Origin of the sequence: Streptomyces sp. NPDC057616 (assembly GCF_042800575.1) — a bacterium.
Classification (GTDB): domain Bacteria; phylum Actinomycetota; class Actinomycetes; order Streptomycetales; family Streptomycetaceae; genus Streptomyces.
On the sequence record NZ_JBHVGU010000015.1, the window covers coordinates 96616 to 120566 of the forward strand.

The window sequence follows — 23951 nt, forward strand, 5'->3', positions numbered from 1 at the left end:
AGGCAGCGTGCATCCCATGGCGCAGCACAGCACCCAAGAGCCGCTACCCCACGGTCTCGCACGAGCGATACGGGAGACGGCCGACGCCATTGCCACCCTGCTGCACCGCGCCGGCGACACCAGCGTTGCCGTACCCGACTCGCAGTGGACTCTCGGTGAGGCGGCCGCCCACCTGGCCTTGGCGAACGAGCTCATGGCCGACCTCGCAGCCGGGCGTGAACGCCCCTACGGGGACGGCACGCCGCAGAGCCTGGCCGCCGCCAACGTACAAGCCCTCGCGGCGTTCAAGGAACGAGAGGCACAGCCGCTGGCGTCGATGATCCAAGAGCAGGCCGACGCATTCCTCGACGCCGTTCATCGAAGCGCGAGCGACGAGAGCGCCGCCGGCCCGGCACTCCTCACGCCGCTGGGGCCCATGGACCGGCACGTGCTCGCGTCCTACCTGCTGACCCACATGCTGGGCCACGGCTACGACCTCGCTCGCGCGCTGAAACGCCCCCACATGATCGACCGCGGCCGGGTCGGGCTGTGCCTGCCGTTCATCCGCTCGGTGATGCCGCGCGTCGCCGACCCGGCCGCCATCGCCGATCTGGCCGCCCGCTACACCGTTCGCCTCAGGGGTGGCCCGGCGTTCGGCGTCAGCCTCGCCGACGGCGCCGTGCTAGTGACTCCCACCCCGCTGGAACGTGCCGACTGCACCATCTTGATCGAACCCGTCACCTTCCTCCTCATCGCGCTCGGCCGTCGCAACCCATGGCGGGCCATTGCCCACGGACACATCCTCGCCTGGGGACGCAAACCCTGGCTCGCACCCCGCTTCCCCACCCTGTTCACCGCGCCCTGACCTCGGGATCCCCTACCCAACCCGTCCACCGACTCCCGCCGGCCGCCCGCTACGACGACACAAAAGCGGTAGGCCAGGGCGTAGCGCCCCAGCTCATCGACCAGATGATCGATGAGCACGTCGATGAGCGGGCCGGTGCGCATCGTCCACCGGATCCAGTCGAGCCGTATCCGTCACCCCGCTTCTCAGAGACAGCGCTCGCGAAAGGCTTCCCGGGCCTTGTCCCGAGGCACATTCCTGGACCGCTCGCGGACGCGGTCGTAGACGGCCGAAGAACGGCTCAGCTGTCCCGAATACCGACCGCAAGCGTCAGTTCAAGCACCCGCTGTGGCGATGCGAGATCCGGGAACAGCTCCCGTAGCTGCGACATCCGGTACCGGACGGTCTGGGGATGGACGAACAACGCTGCCGCCACCTCGTCCCGCCTGCCCTGGTGCAGCAGCCACTCCCGCAACGTCTCCTCCAGGCGCCGTGCGCTTGCGGCGGACAAGGTTCGCAAGGGTGCGAGGGCGCGGTCGCGCAGGTCTGACAACGCGTCCACATCAGCGCTCAGCACCAGCTCGGGCAGGTGGTCCTCGGTGTCGCGGATGTCGGAGGAGAGGGAGCGCGCACGTGCGGCTCGTGCGTAGGAGGCGGACGCGCGCGTCCATGGCCGGGCCGGGCCGACCACGGCGGTGCGGTCGGTCAGCTGCCGCAAGAGATGTGATCGGTCGGCGTCGGGGACGAGCAGCACACCGGTGGCGTCCGGCAGATCGTCGAGCACGAGGGTGCTCGGGTCGAGCACGCGATAGGCAGGCCGGGCCTGGGCGGCGGGCAGCAGGACCGCGGTCAGCGAAACCGGAGGCTGCCAACCGGCCCGTTGGGCAGAGGCCAGCAGCACGTCCGGGCTCGCGCCGGCGAGGAGGTCGCGGGCCAGGTGTTCCAGGTGGCGCTCTTGGGCCCGGCCCCGGGCGGCCAGTTCGTCGGCGTGGCCCGCGGCGCTCGCGGCGGAGAGCTCGTCGATGTAGGCGAAGGTCAGCTCGGCGAACTTGGCGACCTCGGCGGCGGGCAGACCTGCGGGTACGGCACCCGCTGCCAGGCATCGCCAGGCCACACGGGCGCCGACGCGGTAGGCGCTGAGCAGGGCGTCCATCGAACGGCCGTCGCGCACCTCGCCGCGACCCAGCTCGTAGGCCGCGTCACCGGCGTCGCCGCCCGTGGCGTTCCCGCTCGCGAGGTCCAGGTAGTGCCCCAGGGCGGTGCGGACGGCTCGGCGGATGGTGGCGCCCATGTGGCCCGACAGGGCGTTGGCGTAGGAAGGGACCTCGTCGATGATCGCCTGGACGACCTCGTCGGCGGTGGTCTTCAGCGCGGCCCGAAGTGCTGTGACCGTCGTCTCGTCCAGGGCCAGTTCGCTGACCCTCCGGATTGCATGGCTCACGGTTTTATTCCCTGCGAACAATTCAGCCCACCAGATTTACGTCCTGCGGTCAGGACTTTACCCCGTGAGGCGCAGCAAGCTGGAGTCATGACGAGTGCAGCCCTCCGCAGCAGGGCGTGGAAACTACTGGAGATGGTCACGACGCCGCTGCTGCCGTCGGACTACCTCGACCTGATCAGCCCGCTGCGTGCGGGCGCCGACCTGCGGGGGCGCATCGAGGCCGTGCACCCCGAGACGGGTGACGCCGCGACCATCGTGATCAGGCCTGGACGAGACTGGCGCGGCCACACAGCCGGTCAGTACGTGCGGATCGGGGTCGACGTCGACGGGGTGCGCCTGTGGCGTGCCTACTCCATCACCTCACCGACAAACCGCCAGGACGGCCGCGTCACGATCACCGTGAAGGCGATCCCGGACGGCAAGGTCAGCAACCACCTGGTCCGCAGGACGAAACCAGGCACGCTGATCCAGCTCGACCAGGCGACCGGAGACTTCGTTCTGCCGCAGGCCAAGCCCGCCAAGGTGCTCTACCTGACGGCCGGCAGCGGCATCACGCCCGTGATGGGCATGCTGCGCGACACCGAGTTCGACGACGTCGTCATGGTCCACTGCGCACCGCAACCGCAGGACGTGATCTTCCGCAACGAACTGCACGACCTGGTCGCGGACAAGAAGCTGCGGCTCACCGAGGTGCACACCGACACGGACGGCATGCTCGACGTCACCCGTCTCGGCGAACTCGTACCCGACTGGGCCGAGCGCGAGACCTGGGCGTGCGGGCCCACGGGCCTGCTCGACGCCGCCGAAAAGCACTGGAGCGACCACGGCGTACCGGAGCGCCTGCACACCGAACGCTTCCGCCCCAGCATCGTCGTGACCGGCGACGGCGGCGAGGTCACGTTCAGCGCCACCGGCAAGAGCGTCGACGCCGACGGCGCCACGCCGTTGCTGGACGTCGGCGAGGAGGCCGGCGTGCTCATGCCCTCCGGATGCCGCATGGGCATCTGCTTCGGCTGCATCACGCCGCTCAAGGCGGGCGCCGTCCGCGACCTGCGCACCGGCGAGATCACCGAGGCCGAGCCCGGCGTCCTCATCCAGACCTGCGTGTCCGCCGCGGCGGGCCCCTGCGACCTCGAACGGTAGGAGCATCTTGACCGCCATCGACCCCACCGCCCACCTGACCGCGGAGCAGATCGAGGATCTCGGCCGCGAGCTGGACGCGATCCGCGACGAAGTGATCGCCAGTCGTGGCGAGAAGGACGCCGCCTACATCCGTAAGGTCATCTCGGCGCAGCGCAAGCTCGAGCTGGCCAGCAGGAGCGTGCTGCTGTTCTCGATCTTCCCGCCCGCGTGGGTGCTCGGCACCGCCGGGCTGTCCGTGGCGAAGATCATGGACAACATGGAGATCGGCCACAACGTCCTGCACGGCCAGTGGGACTGGATGCGTGACCCGAAGATCCACTCCACCACCTGGGAGTGGGATCACGTCTCGCCGTCCGACCAGTGGAAGCACTCGCACAACGAGCTGCACCACACGTACACGAACGTGATCGGCAAGGACAACGACCTCGGCTACGGCATCATGCGCGTCGACGAGGACCAGAAGTGGCACCCGTTCCACCTCGGCCAGCCGCTGTGGAACTTCATCAACGCCTGCTTCTTCGAGTACGGGATCGCAGCGTACGACCTGGAGCTCGGCAAGAACCTCCACAAGCGCCGCCGCAACAACCCGGAGTTCCGCGCGCGGGCCAAGGCCGTCGGCCGCAAAATCCGCAAGCAGGTGCTCAAGGACTACGTGATCCACCCGCTGCTGTCGGGCCCGTCGTTCCTCCCCACGCTCGCCGCCACGTTCACCGCGAACCTGGTCCGCAACGTCTGGTCCCACTCGGTGATCATGTGCGGGCACTTCCCCGAAGGCGTGCAGGTCTTCGAGCGCCGGTCGATCAAGGGCGAGACGCGCGGCCAGTGGTACCTGCGCCAGATGATGGGCTCGGCGAACATCAGCGGCAGCAAGGCCATGCACTTCATGACGGGCAACCTGTCGCACCAGATCGAGCACCACCTGTTCCCGGACCTGCCGAGCAACCGGTACGCCGAGGTCGCGGTCAAGGTGCGCGCGCTGTTCGAGAAGTACGAGCTGGAGTACGTCACCGGGCCGCTGCCCAAGCAGGTGTTCTCCGCGTGGCGCAAGGTCTTCCGGCTCTCGCTGCCGAACAGGAAGCCCGAGGTCAAGACGCCGGACCGCGAGCAGGAGCTCGTAGCGGCCTGATTCCCGGTATCGGTTCCGATCTATCGGCCGCACCGGCCGCACCGGCGGCACCGCCGGTTCGGTGGGATCGGTTGCGGACGGCGGGCGGCCGCGACATCAGCCCGTCACGACACGGGATCGCCGCAGCCCGGCGTCCGGTGTCCGGCGTCCGGTGTCCGGCGTCCGGCGTCCGGTGTCCACGGGCGACTCGACCATCTGAGGGCCGCCCGCGACACCGGCTTCGGACACCTGCGCAGCACCACGACGCCGGCCCCGGCGCGACGGCCGCGCCCTTGACGCGGTCACCGTGGCTCGCGCGCGGTCTCGTCCACGGCGGCATCGAGAAGCGGTCCGAGCTCCTGGACCACAGTCGTCAGGGCGCGTACGTCCCTCTCGGCGCGGGCGATGAGGATGGCGCCCTCCAGGGCGCTGATCATGAGCGTCGCGAGGGACACGGTCCGCGCGTGCGGCACACCCATGCCGGCCAGGGCCCCGGCCACCGGTTCGGTCCAGGCGGAGAACGCGGCGGCCACGGCCTTGCGGGTGGAGGTGGCGGACCCCGCGCAGTCCACCGTTACCGCGGCCACCGGGCAGCCGCCCGCGAAGCCGCTGGACTCGTACTCCTCGGTCCACTGCCGCACCATTGCGGCGAACAGCCCGGCGGGCGTCGGCTCGGGCATGGCGGCGAGGAAACGGGCGACGCGGTCTGCCGCGTACCGGCCCGCCCAGCCGACGGCCTCGTTGACCAGCTGCTCCTTGCCGCCCGGGAAGTAGTGCTGGAGCGAGCCGCGCGGCGCGTGCGCGTGGGCCGCGACCTCGCGCATCCCCGTCGCGGCGACCCCGTCGCGACGGATCAGCTGGGCCGCGCTGAAGACCATCCGATCGCGTGGTCCGCGCGCGGACGACGGCGACGCTGCCATCTCAACCTCCGGGGACGTTCGCGAGCACTTCGCCGCTCACCCTATGACCGCTGTCATAGTGACGGCTACTATGACCGCTGTCATAAGCGGTCGCGGCGACGGCTCCGCTCCTGCGGGCCGGGAACGGCGGTGCATCGTGCCCGTGGGGTTCATCGGACTCGGAGTCATGGGGCAGCCCATGGCCCTCAACCTGGCCCGCGCCGGGACGGACCTCGTCGTATGGAATCGCACCCCGGAGCGGTGCGCGCCCCTGCGCGCCGCCGGTGCCGAGGTCGCGGCGCGTCCCGCCGACGTCTTCGGGCGAGCGGGCGTCGTGTTCCTCATGCTGGCCGACGAGGGGGCGGTCGATGCGGTTCTGGGCCGGGGCACCCCGCAGTTCGCCACCCTCGTAGCCGGACGAACCGTCGTCCACATGGGGACGACCTCTCCGGAGTACTCGGCCGGCCTCCTGGACGACATCCGGGCCGCGGGCGGACGATACGCCGAGGCGCCTGTCTCCGGCTCACGAGTGCCTGCGGAACAGGGAGAGTTGGTGGCGATGCTGGCCGGCGACGACGAGGCCGTGTCGACCGTACGGCCGCTGCTGACCCCCATGTGCCGCCAGACGTTCGACTGCGGTCCCGTCCCGAACGCACTGCTGATGAAGCTCTCCGTGAACCTGTTCCTGATCACACAGGTGACCGGTCTGACCGAGGCGTTCCACTTCGCCGATCGGCACGGACTCGACCAGCGCCTGCTCCGCGACATCCTGGACGCGGGCCCGATGGCCAGCTCCGTCTCCCGGATGAAGTCGGCCAAGCTGTTGTCGCGCGACTTCGCCGTCCAGGCGGCCGCCACAGATGTCCTCAAGAACAACCGGCTGATCGCCGAGGCCGCCCGCAAGACAGCCGTGGCCTCCCCGCTCCTCGACGTCTGCCACACCCTCTTCGGCGAGACCGTGGCGCAGGGACACGGGCACGAGGACATGGTGGCCGTCCTGTGGGCCCTGGAGGCCCGCACGAACGGTGAGCCCGCACCCGCCTAGGGGCTTCGACAAGGCCGGCTAAGCCGATCCCCTCACGGTTGGTCCCCATCGCTCCCTTGCGGCTACGTACGGCCGGTGCCTGCGCGCAGGACGGATTGCAAGGGCTGTGGTGGGTGCCCGCTGCGCATCGGACGGAGGAGATGGGAGCCGGGGCTTCAGCTCCAGGCCGGCCACCGCACATCAGCGGCCGGTATGGGCGGGCCCCAGAAGGAGCCGATGGTGGCACGATGCCGGGGCGCGGTCCAGGCTTGCAGCAACGGGACGCACGGCAGCATGCAGTTCTTCCCCGAAGGGCCCTAGCTTGCGCGCCACCATGCACGCGGGCGGGCTCCTGGCCCTGCCGCATACTCTGCGCCGGGAACCGGGAGGTCTTCGATCTGGGACGGTGGCCAGCCGGTGAGCCGACGCCGCCTCGCTGACGCGCGGCAGGCCGCCCAACTGTACGAGACGCTTCGTCCGGCACCTGCTGATCGACGGCGGGGGCGATCCGACCGGGCTGCCGTCCTCGCAGGAGCGGTGGCTGCTCCGCCAGCCGGACAGCGGGGCGAGGATCTTCTGCCGCCCCGACCGGCGCCGGCACCGCCAATCCCCCATCGTGGCAAGGCAGTTCGGCGATGATCTCCTAGGCCAAGGGCGTGCCATCAGGCTCCGGTCGCGCCGTACGCCGATCCTCGGCGAGGGCACCGTCGGGCGCCGCCTCACACATCCGGCCTGGTCCAGGACCTTGACCCACAGTCGCAGGAGAGCTTCTCGCGAGCCGGCCGATGCGTCCCATCATCGGCGGAGCGGTCAGAGCACATCAGCCGTGTGTCAGGGAGTGAGAACGATCCGGTCGTCGGTGTTGGTGCGCCAGACCTGTTCAACGTCCTTGAGGGGCACGGCCCTGGCGCGGACATCGAACTCACCCTTGGTGACGTGGTCGACCAGCTTGGGCAGCTCTTTCAACCAATCCCGGCCGGGGACCGAGCCAATGCCACTCCCGACGATCTGCAATCGTGCCGCTCGCAGCGCGGCCGAGGGAATCGGGGAGGCGGGCCCGGCCACGGACCCGATCTGGATCCATGTGATCGGATCGCTTCGCCTTTTGCGGGCACTGATCATGTCGACAAGGCCGGCGGCCGCCGGCTCGCCCCACAGGTAGTCGATGACCACGTCCACATTCGCGGCCCCGGCGAGCTGATCGAGCGGGAGTACCTCGTCCGCACCAAGCCGACGGAGCGCCTCCAGAGCAGCGGTGTTGCGACCGGCGCCGACAACGTGGGCGGCGCCGAGCTTCTTGGCGACCTGGACTGCCATGCGCCCCGCATTGCCGGTGGCGCCCAGGATGAGCACACTCTGGCCCCGCTTGAAGTCGATGCGGCGGCGCAGGGCGACCCAGGAGGACATGGCGGGATTCATGGCCGCGGCGACCAGGACCGGGTCGGCGTGCTTGGGCAGCACGATGCTGCGATCAGGGTCCATGACAGTGCGCTCCGCCAGGGTCCCGAGGGACGTGTCGTCGAGAATCGTGTAGCGAAGGCGACCGTCGGGCCCCCGGACGACACCGTCCATCCCTGGTATCAGCGGGAGTTGCCCGGTGCTGGTGTAGTGCGAGCCATCCGCCTGTGAGCGCACCCGGGGGTGGAGTCCGGCAGCAACGACGTCGACGACCACCTCATCCTTGCCGTGAGCCACAGGGTCGGAGAACTGCTCATAGCGTGGCGGAGCACCAAACGAGCGAACTACCGCAGCATGCATTGAAGAGCTCCATCCGATTTAGTTTGTGTCACATACTATCTTCAACTTAGTTCGTGCCGCGTACTAGTGCAAGCTAAACTGCACACATGGCCCCCGATCATGCGCCGCCCGACATGGCCGCCGACGACGTCCCGCTCAATACGGTGGACGCCCTTGTGCAGCTGTCCTTCCTGGTCAATCGGGTTCTGGCCGAGGTGGGCGCCGAGAAGGAGATGTCGGTCATCCAGGTCCGGCTGCTGGGAGTACTCCGGGGACGCACCGCCGGCATGCTCGAACTGGCCGCCGTTCTGGGCCTCGACAAATCCTCGATGACGGGTCTGGTCACCCGCGCCGAGAAGCGCGGCCTGGTGCAGCGCTCACCCTCTCCGCACGATGGCCGCGCGGTGCTGGCCTCCCTGACCGACAAAGGCAAAGACCTCGCCGACTGGGGTACCGCCGAGGTCGGCAGGCGTATTGCCGCACTGACTGACGGGCTCACCGCATCCGAGCGCGAACGACTGACCGAGCTCGCGTCGAGCGTCGTTCTCACCCACCGCTGACCCGGCACCGCCGATCTTCACGCCCAGATCAGGGCGCGCGCGTGACGGAACGGGGCCGCCAGGAGCAGGAAGAACGGCGCGCTTGAGACGAAGCCCGGCCGACCGCGTCGGCACGGTCGGCACGCATCCCGTCGCACGGGGCGCCAAGCCGTGCGACGTCGGTAGGGCGATCCCCACTGCCGCAGGCCCGCCCCGCAGAAGCCTCAATCGGCCGTTGACGGACCGTCGTCGGCTGCCTACCGTCCAACCACAGCGATGCCGAACAAAGTTCGAGATATCGACCGGAAGAAGGTCCGGATGGACGGGATGGAAAGGTCGCGGCGGTCGCTGTCCGCACTCGGGCTGCCGGAGCGGGATCTCGGGGAACTGCCCGGCTCGGACAAGCGCTTCCCGGACGGCGCGCAGTACCGGGTCGAGATCCCGTCGGTCGAAGGCCCGGGCCCGTTCCAGGCGGTGATGCACGAGGCCGAGCGGCACGGGATTCGGATACACCGCATCAGCCAAGGCAGCGGCATGATGCTGCTGTCCGACGCGGAGATCGAGCAGATGGTGGCGCTCGGCCGCGAACGCGACGTGGAGGTCTGCCTCTTCGTCGGACCACGCGGCGGCTGGGACATCGGCATCCAGGCCACCTCCGCCGCGGGTGGCGGTGCGGCGGCGGTGCTACGCGGTGCCGACCAACTCGCGTACGGGGTCGAGGACGTCATCCGGGGCTGCGACCTCGGCGTGCGCAGCGTGCTCGTGGCCGACGTCGGCCAGCTGTGGGTCCTCGGCCGCATGCGGCAGTCCGGCGACCTGCCGCCGGACCTGGAGATCAAGGCGTCGATATCGATGCCGACGGCCAATCCCGCGGCCGCACGGGTCCTTGAGGACCTCGGGGTCACCACGATCAACCTGCCGATCGATCTCACCCTCGCCCAGATCGCGGCGATCCGACGCGCGGTCGACGCGCCTCTGGACGTCTACGTGGAGGGCGCCGACGACTTCGGCGGCGTGGTCCGCTACTACGAGATCCCGGCCCTCGTGCGCGTGGCGGCGCCCGTCCACCTCAAGTTCACGGTACGGAACGCGCCGTCGCTGTATCCCTCCGGAGCGCACCTTGCCGACGTGGCCGTCGCGACCGCACGCGAGCGGGTACGGCGGGCGGCGATCGGCCTTTCCGTGCTCCGCCGGCACTATCCCGAGGCCAAAGCCAGCCCCTGACCGATGACGACGCCGGCCCCGGCATAGGCAAGTCAGGGCAGACGATCTACGTACAAATATTGACGAAACCGTAGCCCGCCGAGGGCCTTGACGACCAATCAGGCCAGTCCTACGTTCAGCCCCACTAAACATGCCGAACGCCGTTCGAAATATCGGGCAGCATGGGCCGAGCGCGCCGGAGTGATCATGAAGAAGATCGATCCGCAGGTGGAAGAGGCCGTCGAAACGCTCAGCCTGAACGGGCTGGCCAGGCGGCGACTGTTGAGCGGCGCCGGAATGCTGAGCGCCTCGGCCGCCGCGGCGGCCTTGCTGTCCGCCTGCTCAGCCGACAACAAGAGCGACAGCAACAAATCGGGCAACGGCGTCGGCGACTTCCCGGAGACGCCGAAGTGGAAGTTCGTGTTCGTCAACCACGTCACGACGAACCCGTTCTTCACGCCGACGCAATACGGCGCAGCGGACGCCTGCGCGCTCCTGGCCGCCTCGTTCCAGTGGACCGGTTCGAAGGACTCGAGCGTCCCGGAGATGGTCAGCGCGATGAGCTCGGCCGTCTCCGCGAAGGCGGACGGCATCGCCATAGCGGTCGTCGACAAGAACGCCTTCACGTCGCCCGTCGGCAAAGCCCTGAACGCCGGAATCCCGACCATCTCGTACAACGCGGACGGGGCGAAAGGGGATCCGGGGACGAGCCGGCTCTGTTACGTCGGGCAGGACCTCTACCAGTCCGGGGTCGAACTGGGCCGCCGTATCGCCTCGTTGATGCCTGCCGGCGGGGATGCGGTCGGGTTCATCGCCACCCCGGGCGCGCTCAACATCCAGCCGCGGATCGATGGGGCCACCGACGCGATCAAGGCATCCGGCAAGTCGATCAACTTCAAGTCGGTCGCCAGCGGTGCGGAGCTTCCTCAGGAGCTGTCGACCATCGACGCGTATGTCAGCGGACACAAGGACCTCAAGGGCCTGTTCGCGGTCGACGCGGGCTCGACGGAGAGCGTCGGCAAGGTCGTGAAGAAGTACGGCCTCAAGAAGAAGGGTGTGGTCGCGGGCGGTTTCGACCTGAACCCGAACACCCTCACGGCGATCAAAGCGGGTGACCTCGACTTCACCATCGACCAACAACCGTATCTGCAGGGCTTCTTGAGCGTGCTCTACCTGTGGCTGTACAAGCTCTCCGGCGGACTGGTGATCCCGAGCGTCACCGATACCGGCCTGCTCTTCGTGACCAAGGACAACGTCGACCCGTATCTGCAGACCAAGACCCGGTTCGAGGGCTCCAGCACGAAGCAGCAGCTGGTCAAGCGCTCCGGCCCCATCGCACACGCATGAGCGAGCGGGCCGTGAGGGACGCGATCGACGGGAAGACCACCACGGCCGGCACCCCGCCGGTGCGACGGCACGGCCCGCTGCGTCTGGCCTTCGAGGCGTTCGTCGTCCGCCGCGAGGCCACCATCTTCATCGTCGCGGTGGCCCTGCTGCTGTACTTCTGGTCCAACAACTCGGACTTCCTCGCCCGCAACAACCTGGTCAACCTCTCCCAGCAGACGGCACCGTACGCGATCATCGCGGCGGGCATGGTGCTGCTGCTGGTGAGCGGGGAGATCGATCTGTCGGTGGGCGCCGTCTTCGCGCTGTCGCCGTTCCTGATGCACTACATGATCGACTACTACGGCACGTACCCGATCGTCGCGATCATCGGCTCAGTACTGGCCGGCGCCGTCATCGGTCTCGTCAACGGCTTCGTGGTGGTCGTGCTCAAGGTGCCGTCGTTCGTCGCCACGCTCGGCATGCTCTTCCTCATCCTGGGCATCATGCTGACCACGTCGCACGCGTACCCGGCGCAGATCCCCGAGGCGGCACACGGGGTGCGTGGCTGGTTCGGGCAGTCGGACTGGTCGGAACTGATCTGGTGCCTGATCATCGTCGCGTACTTCCACGTGGTACTCACCCGTTCACGCTGGGGCCTGTACACGATCGCGACCGGCGGCAATCCGCTCGGCGCGAGCGAGGCCGGCATCAGGACCGGCCGCATCAAGTTCGGCAACTTCATGGCCACCAGCGCCCTGGGGGCCTTCGCCGGCCTCCTCGAAGCCTTCCGCGTCGACTCGATCGACCCGACCTCTGCGGGTGCGGACGGCGCGTCCCCGATGTTCACCGCCGTCTCCGCCGCCGTCATCGGCGGTACGGCGCTGGCCGGTGGCTCGGGGACGGTCATCGGTGCGCTGCTCGGCGCACTCGTGCTCGCGGAGCTGCGCAACGGATTCAACCTCATCGGCATCAACGCCAACCCGTTCAACATCATCCTCGGCGCGGCGATCATCCTCTCCATGGTGCTCAACGTGCACCTGACCAGACTGCGAAGGGCTGGCCGCCGATGAGTGAGACGAGCGGGATGAGCGGGATGGACGAGCCGACACCGACACCGGCACCGACGTCTAAACCGGCGCTCTCCGTGGAGCACATGGCCAAGGGCTTCGGCGCGGTCACTGCGCTGCGGGACGTGAACCTGCACCTGAACAAAGGTGAGGTACTCGCCCTCGTCGGTGACAACGGCGCTGGAAAATCAACCCTGTTGAAGATCCTCTGCGGCTTCCACCGGCCCGACGCCGGCCGCATCCTCCTGAACGGCGAGGAGGTGACGCTCAAGTCGGTCGACCATGCCCGCTCGCTCGGCATCGACGCGGTGTACCAGGACCTGGCGCTGGTGAACGAACTGACGGTCTATCACAACATGTTCCTGAACCGGGAGATAGTCCACCCCACCCGGCTGCTGCACAACCGCGCGATGCGCAGGATCGCCCAGGAGCACCTGGACGAGATGGGAGTGAACATCCCGTCGGTCGACGTCGAGGTCGCCAAGCTCTCCGGCGGCCAGCGCCAGGCCATCGCCGTGGCCCGCTCGGTCTATTCCGAGGCCAAAGTCCTCCTTCTCGACGAGCCCCTGGCCGCGATGGGCGCCAAGGAAGGCGCACTCATCCTCGACCTGGTCAACGACCTCAAGGCCCGCGGCGAGGTCTCCGTCATCATCATCGCCCACAACTACGCCCAGGTCTTCGAGGTCTGCGACCGGATCAACCTGCTCCAGCACGGCGAGATCACCTTCGACAGGCGCACGTCGGAAACGTCGGTGGCCGAGCTGACCGACCTGGTGGTCGAGGAGTATCGGAGGTCGCGGACCCAATAGCGTCTACGGGCAAAGCCACGCCGCGGCGGATGCGCCGGAGGGCGAGCAACCGGCGGCCTCCGGGCCGGCATCCCCGCACCCTTCGCGACGAACCGCCGCGGGCTCGATGGAGCCCACACCGAGGCCCTGCCGCACAGTCGTTGCTCACTCATTGAGCCGCACGTGGGCGACGGCAAAAGCGACCTGCCACCGCACCCGCCATCAGCGGGGCGATGACGAGCACCAGGCCCAAAACTCCCGCGAAAGCGACAGCCACCGCGTCTGACGAGTGGACGTCGGGATCGCTGAGGACCGTGAGGTCGAGAATCCAAAGGCACGGCCCCGCAGCGCCGCACGTTGCCAGCAGGCGGCAGGCACGAGCGCGCCCGAGGAGCACCCCCAACAACAAAGAGGACACAACGCCGCAGATCAGCATACTCAGAAAGACACTGACACCCGACAGGTCCAGGATGCCCACGACCTCTGGCAGCCACGGGCTGACAGCAACCACCGCCGCCCACAGCACGCACATGGAGACAAGCCCGGCGGACTCTCCTGCTGTCGTCGCCCACTCACGCGCCGGCTTGTGCTTCATCGTTGCCCCCTCAAAGCCGTCGAGCACGATGCTCTCATCATATTTGAACACGTTCAACTATCGGCCGAACCCGGGCCATTCCGTATGGGCGAGGTAGCACGGCGTGCGGACGCGGTCCTGGTGGTCCTGCCCATCCACGCCGAGGGCCTCGACGTCACACCACTCCTGGGGGCACGGGAGACACGATCGCCGTCATCAGGCGCCGCGGAGCGGTGCTGTCACCCGCCACCCGAGAGACCACCCGCCTGGCCCGCTGCATGCTGCTCGCCCACTGAAAGGCGACTGGACGAGATCCCCCGGCCGGATTCTTGGGGCCAGCCTCGGGGCCTCCGAAGCTGGCGCCGGCTCGGAGGTGTGCACCAACAGCGGAAACGACCGCCTCTGCTCTCCACTACGCGGCCGTGGTCTGTCATCGCCCCGGCGCTGGGCCGGTCCGGGCCTCAATGAGTTGGCCGCGGATCTCGACGGCCGGCGCAGGTGGGCGGGTCGTGCCGAACGGCGCGTCACTCCGCCCGCGCGGCTTGTCGCATAGTGCCGGGCGGCAGCGCTCGCAGCAATCGTCCTGATCAGCTTGGCGCCACGGGACGAGAGTGGCTGCACTCTCCTCACGGCCGGTCGGTCCGGGGGCGCGAGGACGATCGACGCGGTACATCTCGTCAGGCGCGTCGCCGACTTCGCCGGCGACAGCGGCGGCCCACGACCAGGACGGCCACGAGTTCCACACCACGATCAGTGCCAGGACGGCGCCGACAGTCCGGCACGTCCAGTCCGGGGCGGACAGCAACGCATCGGCCGACCCCAGGCGCACTGCGCCGATCAACGACAACGAGCGCGGCGAGCCCCGCCCACGCGAGGCGGCGACGGCGATCGCGGGACCCCGGGGTTCGTTGCGCGCGCCCGTCCGCCGTGCTTGGCTCGCCCGATGAACCTTCTGCTGACTTCCAGCGGCCTGCGCAACGACACCCTCCTCGGCGCTCTGCGGGACATGCTGGGAAAGCCGTTCGGATCGGCGAACCTCGTCTACATTCCCACCGCGTCCCTCGCCGAGTCCGGAGACCACGGCTGGGTCGTCGAGCACATCAACCGGCTGCACGGCCTGGGCTGGCGCCAGTTCGACATCCTGGAACTCAACGGCCTGCCCCGCCAGATGATCCTCGACCGGCTGCACCGCGCCGACGTCATCTATGTCGGGGGCGGCAACCACTACCACCTCGCCCGCAGCATCACGGGCAACCACCTCGCCGACGCCTTCCTCACCGCGCTGCAGGACCGGGTCTACGTGGGCGTCAGCGCCGGATCAATGATCTTCAGCCGGAACCTCACCGCGCACTCCGCCGACGTCATCGGCGACACCGCAGACCTCCACGCCCTCGGCGCCACGACCCTCCAGCCTCCGTTCGGTCTCTTCGACTGGTACCTGAAACCCCACCTGTACTCCCCCGACTTCCCCGAACGCGACGACGCCTGGGCCGACCGCATCAGCGCTCGAGCCGACTTCCCCATCTACTTCATCGACGACGACACCGCCCTCCACGTCGCGGACGACGAACTCGACGTCCTCACCGAAGGCCGCTGGCGCCACCACCCTTGACCCCCACCACCGGGCCACACTGCACCCCACGCACCATCACCCCGCGCCCGGTGACACTTTCACCAGAGCTACGACCGGCGATCACCTGCCGGAGCTGCCGGGAGAAACGACGCAGATCCAGCGCCCCCAGCCAGGAACTCGGCCCGACGGCCCTCACTCGCGAGAAGGAGTCAGTGGGGAAAGCGACGAGGTGGCCGGGTCACGACGGACTCGCGGAACTCGGCTATGCGGGAGTGGACTTGGCGCATCAGATGGGTGTCCTCGATGCGATCCAGATACAGGCATCGTGCCGCCAGGCCAGGAAGTTCGAAGGCGAAGTACAACGCCATCAACGGGTTCACGAACAACTCGCTGCCCCGCGTCCGCTCGGTGAACCGGACGTCCCCGAAGGCGCCCTGGACGGCCGCAGCGATGGAACCGTTGACGATGCTGGGGTGGTCCGGGACGTGCTCTTGCGCGTGGGCCACCGCCTCGACGTACAGGGCGCCCTCACGGCTCGCGCGAGGTATCGAGAACGCGCCGAGATAGGCACCGTCGCGGTCAAGGGCGGCGATGTTCTCGAGAACCTGGACGTGGTTCACGCCGTGGTAGGCGTCCACACCGAAGCCGACCGACACCACGAGCCGGGTCGGGACGGTGCTGAGCGCGGCCAGCGCCGCCACGCTGGCCATGTCCTCCTCCGGGGTGCCGAGCCCGGCCTCGTCACCGCGCAAGAGGATGTCGGTACCGCCGTCGACGAGAACGACGGCGTCGACCGCGTGCCGCTCGATCAGCGCCTGATAGGCGGCGCGCAGCGGCTGTACACCGGTCTGGGGGAAGGCGTAGACCGTGGACGGATAGCCGTGCCGGGTGAGCCACTGGGCGAGTGTGCGCTCCGGGAAATAGCTTTGATGAAGGCTGGTTTCGGCGGTGACGGCGGCCAGGTCGGGAGCGACCCAGTGGTCGAGTGAAAGGCCTTCGAGAGCGCTGAAGGACAGGTTGGCCAGGTACACCTCTTTGCCTTCGTGCAGAAGGGACAGGGCCAACGGCAATCCTGCGTAGATGTCGAAACCGCCGCCCGCACCGGCAACGAGAATGCGTTGCGCATCCGCGAGTCTGGCGAACAGAGGGTTGGCGTGAAGAGGCGTCATGCTCCCCATGCCTCCACCTTGGTCGTCACGGGCTCCCCCGTACGTGCCGATTCCTCACACGCCAAGGCGAGCAGATGGTCCTGGCAGCCTTCGGCCAGTGGATACGGTTCCGGACCGGCGTCCCGCACCCAAGTGCCCGTACGGCACAGCAGATCCACGACGGCCAGGTCGTCCTCGGACAGACTCGCGCCGAGGTGATCGTTGCGCCAGACCACCCTTCCGTCGAAGGAGATGTGATGCACCTCGGCCCCTTCGAGATTGAGGTCCGTGCCGGTGCGGCGACGCATCAGCGTCGACTCGACCGGCGTGCGCGGATCAGCCATCCGCACCACGGTGTCGTCCACGATCTCACCGAGCGATCCACGCACCACGATCCGGCGGGCCCGCAGTGGATTCCACCACTGGTTTTCCGTGAAGTCGTACAGGGCCGTACGAGCCCCGCCGAAGTCCAGGAGGGCCAGGGTGGTGACGGCGTCCTTGGGCGTCAGATCGCCCGACCAGCCGTCCGGAGAGAGCGGATCGGCGAGAGGGGCGGTGAAGACGCGAGCCGTCACCGTCGCAGGCTCGCAACCGACGCCCAGGGTGTGCCGGATCAGCGACATCGCGTGGTACATGTGGGTCGAGGACACCTGCACGGACGTGACGTCGCCGATCACTCCATCTCTCACCAGAGCAAGACGAGCCGCGTGGCCGGGCATCAGGGTGTACTGCTCCGCCACTTGCACCAGCGCGCCGCCCCCGGCACGTCTCGCAGCCCCCACGGCATCCCACAAGTCCCGCAGCCCAGTCGTATCAGGTGCCGGCGGCGTCTCGGCGAGGACTGGCACCTCATGCGCGACGAGTTCGCGTACGACCAGCGGCGTGGTGTCCCACGGAACCGACGGAATCACGAACTCCGGCCGTGTGGTGTGTAGTTCGTCGACCGTGCGGAAGGCCGGCACACCCCATTCCGCCGCTATTCGGGCCATGCGCTCGGCGGAGCGAGTCACCACCCCGGCCACCGCCAGGCGTTCGGGCAGTGCCCTGGCCAGCCGAACGAAGAACTCCGCCCGCCAGCCACTGCCCACGATGCCGAATCGTATGGGTTCTGTGCTCACTGTCCCTCTCCTTCCTGATGGCCTGGCAAAGGTCCCGTTGACGTCGACCGCTTACGTGTTCTCGCACGTGGCACCGCAGGGTCTCAGCCGTCACAGTTCATACGGCGTCGCTCGGCAGTCCGGGCGACCGGGCGATCTCTTGTTCGGCGGCCTCGATGATGGCCAGTACGGCGGCCGCCGCGCCTGCCGGATCACGGGCCTCGACGGCCTGCACAACGGCTCGGTGCCCCGGCAGCGAGGCCTCCACCGCACCGGGCGTCTGGGTGCTGACGAGGAAACTGTGCTCCAGCGCGATGTCGATGGCGCGGCCCAGTGAGCCGAGGAGACGGTTGCCGCTGGCGTCGAGCAGGGCACGGTGGAAGGCGATGTCGGCCTCGACGTAACCGCTGCGGCCGGGGTTCCCCGCCGAGACCTCCATGGCCGCCAGCGCGTCGTACAGAACTCGTACGGTGTCGGGTCCGGCCCGTTCGGCGGCGAGCCGGGCCGCCTCGGGCTCGACGATCCGGCGCAGTTCGCCCGTGTCGCTCAGCAGAGCGGTGGCGTCCTCGGCCTGTTTCCAGCGCAGCACGTCACGGTCCAGGTGGTTCCAGTGCTCCGGGGGCAGCACGCGTGTGCCGGTGCGCGGGCGTACGTGCAGCATCCCTTTGGACACCAGCGCCTTGACCGCTTCCCGCAACGCGCCGCGGCTGACACCGATCTCGGCGGCGAGCGCCTCCTCGACCGGCAACGGGTCCCCCGGCTGCCACACGCCCCCCACGATGTGCCGCCCGAGCTCGTCGACCACGCGCTGGTGCATGGTCCGAAAGTGCACCACGGTCGCTGCTCACCCCCTGGACGCCATTCATCCAATCATTTAATGATTGAGTCCCAGGGTACGGCCTACGGGCCCTCACCGACATCACCCCATTGCACAGGCGGACGACGCGAGAGCCACGGGAGTGTCACATGACCGACGGTCAGAACAAGAGCCGCCGCAGCCAGGCGTGGTTCGGCGCACGAGGCCGCAGCGGGATGGTGTACCGCTCCTGGATGCGCAACCAGGGGTTCGGGCACGAGGTGTTCGACGGGCGCCCGGTCATCGGCATCGCGACCAGCGCCTCCGAACTCGCCCCGTGCAACGCCCATCTGACGCGCGTCGCCGAAGCCGTCAAGCGCGGTGTGTGGCAGGCGGGCGGCCTGCCGCTCCAGTTCCCCACCATGGCCACCGGCGAGACCCTGATGCGCCCCACCGCCATGCTGTACCGCAACCTCATGGCCATGGAGGTCGAGGAGCTGATCCGGGCCAATCCGCTCGACGGTGTCGTGCTGCTGTCCGGCTGCGACAAGACGACCCCCGCCATGCTCATGGGCGCCGCGAGCGTCGACCTGCCCGCCGTCATGGTCACCGGCGGGCCGATGCTCAACGGCAAGTACCGGGGCCAGGACGTGGGTTCCGGCACCCATGTGTGGAAGTTCGAGGAGGACCTGAAGACCGGCCGGATGACCGAGGAGGAGTGCTTCTTCGCGGAAGGATGCATGGCCCGTTCCAACGGGCACTGCATGACGATGGGGACCGCCTCGACCATGGCCTGCATGGCCGAGGCGCTCGGCATGCAGCTGCCGGGCTCGGCCGCCTGGCCCGCGGTCGACTCCCGGCGGATGGAGATCGCGCAGGCGGCGGGGCAGCGCATCGTGCGGATGGTGGAGGAGGAGCTGCGCCCCTCTCAGATCCTCACCAGGGAGGCGTTCGAGAACGCCATCCGGGTCAACGCCGCAATCGGCGGCTCCACGAACGCCATCATCCATCTCACCGCCATCGCCGGACGCGTCGGCGTCGACCTGAGCCTGCAGGACTTCGACGACCTGGTCCGCGCGGTGCCGACCCTGGTCAACCTGATGCCCAGCGGCAAGTACCTCATGGAGGACTTCTGCTACGCGGGCGGCCTGCCCGCCGTCATGGCCGAACTGCTCCGCGGCAAGCTGCTTCACCGCGAGCCGATCACGGTCACCGGACGCAGCATCGCCGAGAACACCGAGCAGGCCGAGTGCGTCAACTCCGACGTCATCACCGGCCTCGACGCCCCCTTCCAGCCGGCCGGCACGGGTACGGCCGTCCTGCGCGGCAACCTCTGCCCCGACGGTGCGGTGATCAAGCAGTCCGCGGCCTCACCCCACCTGCTCACCCACCGCGGTCCCGCCCGCGTCTTCGACTCCCCCGAGGCCTACCACGAGGTGGCCGACGACCCGGAACTCGACGTCGACGAGAACACGGTCATCGTCATCCGCAACGCCGGTCCCAGGGGCTACCCCGGCATGCCCGAGGTCTCCAACGTCCCGCTGCCTGCCAAGCTGCTGAAGGCCGGCGTCACGGACATGGTGCGCGTCTGCGACGGCCGGATGAGCGGCACCGGGTACGGGACGGTGGTCCTGCACGTGGCGCCCGAGGCTGCCGTCGGCGGACCGCTCGCCCTGGTGCGGGACGGTGACCCCGTCGTCCTCGACGTCCCGAACCGCACCCTGCGCCTGGACGTGGACGACACCGAACTCGCCCGGCGCCGGCAAGCGTGGAGGGCACCCGCCGAACGGCACACCAGCGGCTACGCCTGGCTCTACACCCAGAACGTGCAACAGGCCGACCAGGGAGCCGACTTCGGCTTCCTGCGCGGAAGCCGCGGCCACACCGTCCCCCGCGACTCCCACTGAGTCCCCCCGGTGCCCGAACCCCTCGAATCCAGGAGAGCATCGACCGTGGAATCGGCAGCAGCGCGCCCTCGTCCGGCCCTCACACCTCGCTCCGTCCTGCCGGAGGACGCCGCCCGTGCCACCCTCGTCGCGCGCGTCCACGACCCGGAATGGGACGGACCGTGTGTGGCCGCCGTCCGCGGCGAGCGGGTCGTCGACCTGACGGCCGTCGCACCCACCGTCTCCGACCTGCTGGAACGTGACGACGCGGCGACCGTCGTCCGCGAGGCCGAGGGCCGACGGTCCTGGCGCCTGGACGAACTGCTGGAAGCACCGACCGGCCGCCGTGACGTTCCGCATCTGCTCGCCCCCATCGACCTGCAGGTGATCAAGGCCGCGGGTGTCACCTTCGCGCGGAGCCTTCTGGAGCGTGTCATCGAAGAGCGCACGGGCGGCGATCCGGCGCAGGCCGCCCGGGTGCGGGAGCGCGTCGGGCACGTGGTGGGCGGCGCGCTCGACGGCATCCGTCCCGGATCGCCGCAAGCGGAAAGGGCCAAGGAACTGCTGGTCGCAGAAGGGCTGTGGTCGCAGTATCTGGAGGTCGGGATCGGGCCGGACCCGGAGGTGTTCACCAAGGCCCCGGTGCTGTCCGCAGTCGGCACCGGCGCCGACATCGGAGTGCTCGGCGCCTCGGTGTGGAACAACCCCGAGCCCGAGCTCGTCCTCGTCGTGGACTCGTTCGGCCGGGTACGCGGCGCGACGCTCGGCAACGACGTCAACCTCCGCGACATCGAGGGACGCAGCGCCCTGCTGCTGTCCCGTGCGAAGGACAACAACGCCTCCTGCGCGATCGGCCCGTTCATCCGTCTGCTCGACGACGGCTTCGGCCTCGACGCCGTACGCGGGCTCGACATCGACCTGCGGGTCGACGGCACCGACGGCTACGTCCTTCACGGCATCAGTTCCATGCGCGAGATCAGCCGCGACGTACTGGACCTGGTGGCCGCCACGCACGGTCCGCACCATCAATACCCGGACGGCTTCGTGCTGTTCACCGGAACGCTGTTCGCCCCCACCGAGGACCGACAGGCACTCGGCGCGGGCTTCACCCACGAATACGGGGACATCGTGCGGATCTCCAGCCCGCTGCTCGGCACTCTGGTCAACACCGTCGTTCCCAGCGAGCAGGCCACGCCGTGGACGTTCGGCGTAGGAGCGCTGATGCGCAACCTCGCCCAGCGCGGCGTGCTGTGAGCTGACCGGGCGCCTGGTTGCGCGGTCCCGTGTGCGCAGCGCTGCCGCTGCCGCGACGTGCGCTGTGCACACCCGACTCATGCCCGGGCGACCGGCTCCTGCCGGAACGTGGTGTGCAAGCGCCGCGTGTGATCCACGTGGCGCTCCGCTCCGGTCAGTGTGACCGTGGCCGTCAGGCGCGTGTCCGCGCTGGAGGCCGCCAACCGCACCTCCAACTCGCCCGGTTCGACGACGCGCCGACAGTCGCGTCCGGTGAAGGAGGCGAGGTCGGCCGGGAGGGTGACATGGACGCGGCGGGCCTCGCCCGGCTCCAACTCGACCCGGGTGTAGCCGACGAGGCGCTGCACCGGCTGGACGACGGAGGCCACCGGGTCGTGCAGATAGAGCTGGACGACCTCGGTTCCGGACCGCCCGCCCGAATTGCGGACGGTGAGGGAGAGGGCGAACTCGCCGTCCGTCGAAGCCTCCTGGACCTCCACCGTCAGGTCCGTCCAGTCGAACCGCGTATAGGACAGGCCGTGGCCGAAGGCGAACGCCGGGGTCGGGTCGATGTTGGACACCTCGCTGGCGTGCGCGAGCCGCGCCCCGAGGTACGTGACCGGCTGGGAGCCCGGCCCGCGCGGCACGCTGACCGGGAGATGTCCGCAGGGATTGATCCGGCCGCTGAGCACTCCGGCGATCGCGTGCGTGCCCTCCTCACCCGGGAAGAAGGACTGCACGATCGCGGCGGACTCCTCCACGGCGCGGCCGAGGGCGTACGGCCGCCCCGCGAGCAGCACGGTGACCACGGGTGTCCCCAAGTCGAGCAGGGCGTCGAGCAGTTGCTGCTGCGCGCCGGGCAGAGCCAGCGCGTCGACGTCGCATCCCTCGCCGCTGGTGCCCTGCCCGAAGAGGCCGGCTCGGTCACCGAGCACCACCACGGCGACGTCGGCCTCGTGTGCCACCTGGGTGGCCTCGCGGATGCCGGAGAGATCTCCGTCGTGGATTCCGGTGCCGCGGACGAGGGTGATCTCGGCGTCGGGAAATTCCGCGGCGAGCGTGTCGTGCAGCGTGGGCAGTTCGATGCCGACCGGGGTGCCGGGGTGGCGGACACCGATGTGCTGCGGGAAGGAGTAGCAGCCCAGCACCGCGGTGGGCTCGTCGGCGTTGGGACCGAGCAGGGCGATGCGGCGCGGCCGCTCGAGCGGCAGGATGCCGTCGTTGCTGAGCAGGACGACCGCCTTCTCGGCGATCTCGCGGGCCAGTTGGCGGTTTTCGGGCCGGTCCAGGTCGACCTTGCCGCGCAGGGCGGCCGCGTCGTCCAGGTCGGCCCCGTCGAGCGCGGCCGGCACGGGGTTCCAGTCCTTGTCGAGCAGGCCGAGCGTCGCCTTTTGGGTGAGTACCCGGCGCAGGGCCCGATCGACCCACGCTTCCGGTATGCGGCCGTCGGCGACGGCCTCGGTCAGCGGCGCGCCGTATGTCTTGACGTTGGGCAGTTCGACGTCGATGCCCGCGTGCAGCGCCGTGCCGGCGGCGCCGGCCCAGTCGGCTGCGACGCCGTGCAGGGTCTTCAGGAAGGCGATGGCGAAGTAGTCGGCGACGACGGTGCCGTCGAAGCCCCACGTGTCGCGCAGCAGCCCGGTGAGCAGGTCCCCGTCGGCCGCGGAGGGCATGCCGTCGGTGTCGGTGTAGGCGTTCATCACCGACCGGGCGCCGCCTTCGCGGATCGCCATCTCGAAGGGAGGCAGCAGAACGTCGGCGCGCTCGCGCGGGCCCATGGAGGAGGGGGCGAGGTTACGGCCGGCGCGGGAGGCCGAGTAGCCGGCGAAGTGCTTGAGGGTGGCGACGATCCCGGCGGACTCGAGGCCCTGCACGTACGCCGTCCCGACGGTGCCGACGAGGTAAGGGTCCTCGCCGATGGTCTCCTCGACGCGGCCCCAGCGGGCGTCGCGCACGACGTCAAGGACGGGCGCGAGCCCCTGGTGGACGCCGACGGCCCGCATGTCGCGGCCGATGGCGGCGGCCATGCGCCGCACGGTGTCCGGGTCGAAGGTGGCACCCCAGGACAGCGGCACGGGGTAGGCCGTCGCCCCCCAGGCCGCGAAGCCGGCCAGACACTCGTCATGCGCGAGAGCGGGGATGCCGAAGCGGTTCGTGGCGGCGATACGGGACTGGGTGCGGGCCAGGGAGAGCGCCCCCAGGGCGGGGTCGACGGGGGCCGTGCCGAAGGGCCGGGTCAGCTGCCCCAGTCCGGTGGGCAGGAGCGCGTCGAGATCGACGGCCTCCTCCATGTCGTGCTGATGGGGAGCCACCTCACCGCCCTGGTCGGAGGCGCCCACCCATACTCCGTACAGCTGGGCGGTCTTCTCCTGAAGGGTCATCGCGTCGATCAGGGCGTCGACTCTCGCGGCGACGGGAAGGGCGGGGTCCTTCCAGAGGGGGATTGCGGGGATGTTCTCAGCGGCCACGGTGGCTTTCACTTTCCTCCCACGCCCGTCGGGCCCTGGACCAGGGCGCGTTGGGCGAACAGGCAGACGGGCAGGACTCGA

At 69.2% G+C, this 23951-nt stretch carries 20 protein-coding genes; 12 read left to right on the plus strand and 8 right to left on the minus strand.

From position 1 onward, the window contains the following. The first annotated feature begins 16 nt into the window (after positions 1 to 16). On the plus strand, positions 17 to 844 hold the full coding sequence (locus ACFU97_RS20420; RefSeq protein WP_384258290.1) for a maleylpyruvate isomerase family mycothiol-dependent enzyme: 828 nt from the start codon (positions 17 to 19) through the stop codon (positions 842 to 844). 280 nt (positions 845 to 1124) lie between these two features. On the opposite strand, the gene ACFU97_RS20425 is transcribed toward ACFU97_RS20420, so the two are convergent. Next, positions 1125 to 2264, minus strand: a complete 1140-nt coding sequence (locus ACFU97_RS20425) for a helix-turn-helix domain-containing protein (RefSeq protein ID WP_384258293.1) — start codon at positions 2262 to 2264, stop codon at positions 1125 to 1127. An 87-nt stretch (positions 2265 to 2351) separates the two neighbouring features. Here ACFU97_RS20425 and ACFU97_RS20430 point away from each other — a divergent pair, with 87 nt between their 5' ends. Next, positions 2352 to 3407 (plus strand): ferredoxin reductase, encoded by a 1056-nt coding sequence (locus ACFU97_RS20430; RefSeq protein WP_384258295.1) that lies wholly within the window; start codon positions 2352 to 2354, stop codon positions 3405 to 3407. Between the two features lie 7 nt (positions 3408 to 3414). Beyond that, a complete protein-coding gene (locus tag ACFU97_RS20435; RefSeq protein ID WP_384258297.1) occupies positions 3415 to 4533 on the plus strand; it encodes a fatty acid desaturase family protein in 1119 nt (372 codons plus the stop codon). 281 nt (positions 4534 to 4814) lie between these two features. On the opposite strand, the gene ACFU97_RS20440 is transcribed toward ACFU97_RS20435, so the two are convergent. Further along, positions 4815 to 5432 carry a TetR/AcrR family transcriptional regulator gene (locus ACFU97_RS20440; RefSeq protein WP_384258300.1) on the minus strand — a complete coding sequence of 206 codons (618 nt, stop codon included), beginning with the start codon at positions 5430 to 5432 and terminating at the stop codon, positions 4815 to 4817. Positions 5433 to 5568: 136 nt separating this feature from the next. On the opposite strand from ACFU97_RS20440, the gene ACFU97_RS20445 reads away from it, so the two are divergent. Continuing rightward, the gene (locus ACFU97_RS20445; protein ID WP_384258505.1) at positions 5569 to 6456 is read left to right on the plus strand and encodes an NAD(P)-dependent oxidoreductase; all 888 of its coding nucleotides are present in this window, start codon (positions 5569 to 5571) and stop codon (positions 6454 to 6456) included. 810 nt (positions 6457 to 7266) lie between these two features. On the opposite strand, the gene ACFU97_RS20450 is transcribed toward ACFU97_RS20445, so the two are convergent. Beyond that, positions 7267 to 8109 carry a zinc-binding alcohol dehydrogenase family protein gene (locus tag ACFU97_RS20450; protein ID WP_384258301.1) on the minus strand — a complete coding sequence of 281 codons (843 nt, stop codon included), beginning with the start codon at positions 8107 to 8109 and terminating at the stop codon, positions 7267 to 7269. Positions 8110 to 8279: 170 nt separating this feature from the next. On the opposite strand from ACFU97_RS20450, the gene ACFU97_RS20455 reads away from it, so the two are divergent. The 5 genes from ACFU97_RS20455 to ACFU97_RS20475 all read left to right on the plus strand — a co-directional run bounded on the left by ACFU97_RS20455 (position 8280) and on the right by ACFU97_RS20475 (position 13116). Next, positions 8280 to 8732 carry a MarR family winged helix-turn-helix transcriptional regulator gene (locus tag ACFU97_RS20455; RefSeq protein ID WP_384258303.1) on the plus strand — a complete coding sequence of 151 codons (453 nt, stop codon included), beginning with the start codon at positions 8280 to 8282 and terminating at the stop codon, positions 8730 to 8732. A 297-nt stretch (positions 8733 to 9029) separates the two neighbouring features. Next, on the plus strand, positions 9030 to 9935 hold the full coding sequence (locus ACFU97_RS20460; protein WP_384258306.1) for a U32 family peptidase: 906 nt from the start codon (positions 9030 to 9032) through the stop codon (positions 9933 to 9935). Between the two features lie 87 nt (positions 9936 to 10022). Continuing rightward, complete coding sequence (locus tag ACFU97_RS20465; RefSeq protein ID WP_384258308.1) at positions 10023 to 11261, plus strand: sugar ABC transporter substrate-binding protein; 1239 nt, start codon at positions 10023 to 10025, stop codon at positions 11259 to 11261. Then, positions 11258 to 12310 (plus strand): ABC transporter permease, encoded by a 1053-nt coding sequence (locus ACFU97_RS20470; protein WP_384258310.1) that lies wholly within the window; start codon positions 11258 to 11260, stop codon positions 12308 to 12310. Before ACFU97_RS20465 ends, ACFU97_RS20470 begins: the two co-directional genes overlap by 4 nt. Next, the gene (locus tag ACFU97_RS20475) at positions 12307 to 13116 is read left to right on the plus strand and encodes an ATP-binding cassette domain-containing protein (RefSeq protein WP_384258313.1); all 810 of its coding nucleotides are present in this window, start codon (positions 12307 to 12309) and stop codon (positions 13114 to 13116) included. Before ACFU97_RS20470 ends, ACFU97_RS20475 begins: the two co-directional genes overlap by 4 nt. Before the next feature lie 148 nt (positions 13117 to 13264). Here ACFU97_RS20475 and ACFU97_RS20480 read toward each other — a convergent pair whose 3' ends face one another. Next, complete coding sequence (locus ACFU97_RS20480; protein WP_384258315.1) at positions 13265 to 13747, minus strand: hypothetical protein; 483 nt, start codon at positions 13745 to 13747, stop codon at positions 13265 to 13267. A gap of 865 nt (positions 13748 to 14612) precedes the next feature. On the opposite strand from ACFU97_RS20480, the gene ACFU97_RS20485 reads away from it, so the two are divergent. Beyond that, positions 14613 to 15281 (plus strand): Type 1 glutamine amidotransferase-like domain-containing protein, encoded by a 669-nt coding sequence (locus ACFU97_RS20485; RefSeq protein WP_384258318.1) that lies wholly within the window; start codon positions 14613 to 14615, stop codon positions 15279 to 15281. Positions 15282 to 15451: 170 nt separating this feature from the next. Here ACFU97_RS20485 and ACFU97_RS20490 read toward each other — a convergent pair whose 3' ends face one another. The 3 genes from ACFU97_RS20490 to ACFU97_RS20500 all read right to left on the minus strand — a co-directional run bounded on the left by ACFU97_RS20490 (position 15452) and on the right by ACFU97_RS20500 (position 18304). Then, positions 15452 to 16411: a DUF1152 domain-containing protein gene (locus ACFU97_RS20490; RefSeq protein ID WP_384258507.1), complete on the minus strand. Its 960-nt coding sequence runs from the start codon at positions 16409 to 16411 to the stop codon at positions 15452 to 15454. Then, the gene (locus ACFU97_RS20495) at positions 16408 to 17508 is read right to left on the minus strand and encodes a Gfo/Idh/MocA family protein (protein ID WP_384258320.1); all 1101 of its coding nucleotides are present in this window, start codon (positions 17506 to 17508) and stop codon (positions 16408 to 16410) included. The genes ACFU97_RS20490 and ACFU97_RS20495 overlap by 4 nt, the downstream gene beginning before the upstream one ends. A gap of 97 nt (positions 17509 to 17605) precedes the next feature. Next, positions 17606 to 18304, minus strand: a complete 699-nt coding sequence (locus tag ACFU97_RS20500) for a FadR/GntR family transcriptional regulator (protein ID WP_384258322.1) — start codon at positions 18302 to 18304, stop codon at positions 17606 to 17608. A gap of 149 nt (positions 18305 to 18453) precedes the next feature. Here ACFU97_RS20500 and ACFU97_RS20505 point away from each other — a divergent pair, with 149 nt between their 5' ends. Continuing rightward, positions 18454 to 20190: an IlvD/Edd family dehydratase gene (locus ACFU97_RS20505; RefSeq protein WP_384258325.1), complete on the plus strand. Its 1737-nt coding sequence runs from the start codon at positions 18454 to 18456 to the stop codon at positions 20188 to 20190. 45 nt (positions 20191 to 20235) lie between these two features. Beyond that, positions 20236 to 21423 carry a fumarylacetoacetate hydrolase family protein gene (locus ACFU97_RS20510; protein WP_384258327.1) on the plus strand — a complete coding sequence of 396 codons (1188 nt, stop codon included), beginning with the start codon at positions 20236 to 20238 and terminating at the stop codon, positions 21421 to 21423. A gap of 77 nt (positions 21424 to 21500) precedes the next feature. Here ACFU97_RS20510 and ACFU97_RS20515 read toward each other — a convergent pair whose 3' ends face one another. Next, positions 21501 to 23882, minus strand: a complete 2382-nt coding sequence (locus ACFU97_RS20515; RefSeq protein WP_384258329.1) for a glycoside hydrolase family 3 N-terminal domain-containing protein — start codon at positions 23880 to 23882, stop codon at positions 21501 to 21503. Positions 23883 to 23951: the final 69 nt, after the last annotated feature.

Coding starts and splice junctions, on each gene's coding strand:
- ACFU97_RS20490 (WP_384258507.1), bottom strand. CDS start 16,411: ATGACGCCTCTTCACGCCAACCCTCTGTTCGCCAGACTCGCGGATGCG.
- ACFU97_RS20485 (WP_384258318.1), top strand. CDS start 14,613: ATGAACCTTCTGCTGACTTCCAGCGGCCTGCGCAACGACACCCTCCTC.
- ACFU97_RS20440 (WP_384258300.1), bottom strand. CDS start 5,432: ATGGCAGCGTCGCCGTCGTCCGCGCGCGGACCACGCGATCGGATGGTC.
- ACFU97_RS20505 (WP_384258325.1), top strand. CDS start 18,454: ATGACCGACGGTCAGAACAAGAGCCGCCGCAGCCAGGCGTGGTTCGGC.
- ACFU97_RS20500 (WP_384258322.1), bottom strand. CDS start 18,304: ATGCACCAGCGCGTGGTCGACGAGCTCGGGCGGCACATCGTGGGGGGC.
- ACFU97_RS20455 (WP_384258303.1), top strand. CDS start 8,280: ATGGCCCCCGATCATGCGCCGCCCGACATGGCCGCCGACGACGTCCCG.
- ACFU97_RS20420 (WP_384258290.1), top strand. CDS start 17: ATGGCGCAGCACAGCACCCAAGAGCCGCTACCCCACGGTCTCGCACGA.
- ACFU97_RS20430 (WP_384258295.1), top strand. CDS start 2,352: ATGACGAGTGCAGCCCTCCGCAGCAGGGCGTGGAAACTACTGGAGATG.
- ACFU97_RS20460 (WP_384258306.1), top strand. CDS start 9,030: ATGGACGGGATGGAAAGGTCGCGGCGGTCGCTGTCCGCACTCGGGCTG.
- ACFU97_RS20470 (WP_384258310.1), top strand. CDS start 11,258: ATGAGCGAGCGGGCCGTGAGGGACGCGATCGACGGGAAGACCACCACG.
- ACFU97_RS20475 (WP_384258313.1), top strand. CDS start 12,307: ATGAGTGAGACGAGCGGGATGAGCGGGATGGACGAGCCGACACCGACA.